Below are 1,181 nucleotides of genomic sequence, written 5' to 3'. Positions count from 1 at the left end.
CTCGCGGACCTCCGCACCTGCACCAACGTTCAAGCCTATTCCGATTACGACGGCCAGCGGCTGCGCGATCCCTGCCAATTCGATGAGGATTCCGCCGGCCTTCACTCCGTCGAGCAAAACATCGTTCGGCCATTTCAACTGGACGCCTTCGACACCCATCTTCTGCAGCGCCGCTACCACCCCAAGCCCAACGACCAAGCTGAGGGGGCCGACCTCGGCCATCGGAACTCCGAGGCTCTGACCGAGCGAAATCGCAATGCCCTGGCCCATTGGAGTCAGCCATGTTCGACCACGGCGGCCCCTTCCGCCCGTTTGAGACTCCGCCAAGCAGACAAGGCCGTCGATGCTTTCCGACGATGCGCGCCGAACTAAGTGGGTGTTCGTCGAATCGATTTCCTGGTGAATTCTCAGTTCGCGAACCCAACGCCGGACGTCCGGTGAGAGACGCTTTTCTATCGCCTGTGCCTCGAACGGTTCGAATGGCATTTGGTTCAAAGCCAGGCGACGGACTTGCCAGGAATGCACAAGAACGTCATGACGACCCACGTCACTCGACTCGAGGACATTCGCCGCAAAAAACAAAGCCCACCACGCGGTGGGCTTTGCGCTAGAGAAGCCTGACGATGTCCTACTCTCACATGGGGAAACCCCACACTACCATCGGCGCTGAGCCGTTTCACTGCTGAGTTCGGGATGGGATCAGGTGGTTCCAACTCGCTATCGTCGTCAGGCAAACCGTTGAACCGGTACCAAGACAATCGGGATTCAATGTAGGCGGATGCGCTAGGTTATATGGTCAAGCCGCACGGGCAATTAGTACGGGTTAGCTCAACGCCTCACGACGCTTACACATCCCGCCTATCAACCTCGTAGTCTACGAGGGCCCTTTAGGATCCGAAGATCGGTGAGATCTAATCTTGAGGGGGGCTTCCCGCTTAGATGCTTTCAGCGGTTATCCCTTCCGGACATAGCTACCCGGCGATGCCACTGGCGTGACAACCGGAACACCAGAGGTCCGTCCACTCCGGTCCTCTCGTACTAGGAGCAGCTCCTCTCAAATCTCATACGCCCACGGCAGATAGGGACCGAACTGTCTCACGACGTTCTAAACCCAGCTCGCGTACCACTTTAAATGGCGAACAGCCATACCCTTGGGACCGGCTTCAGCCCCAGGATGTGAT

The 1,181-nt window shown here is 57.8% G+C and carries 1 protein-coding gene and 2 rRNA genes; all 3 read right to left on the bottom strand.

What is annotated here, in order from left to right; translation table 11 throughout:
* Positions 1–486 (bottom strand): biotin--[acetyl-CoA-carboxylase] ligase (locus tag AC11W3_RS06050; protein ID WP_484092650.1); only part of this gene is annotated, 486 nt, incomplete at its 3' end.
* 129 nt (positions 487–615) lie between these two features.
* Positions 616–731, bottom strand: a 5S ribosomal RNA gene (rrf, locus tag AC11W3_RS06045).
* 61 nt (positions 732–792) lie between these two features.
* Positions 793–1,181: ribosomal RNA gene (locus AC11W3_RS06040) — 23S ribosomal RNA — on the bottom strand; the annotation flags it as partial.

This window comes from Geomonas sp. (assembly GCF_056994735.1).
Note: the sequence above shows the minus strand (reverse complement) of the source record. Positions and strands in the feature narration are given on the sequence as shown.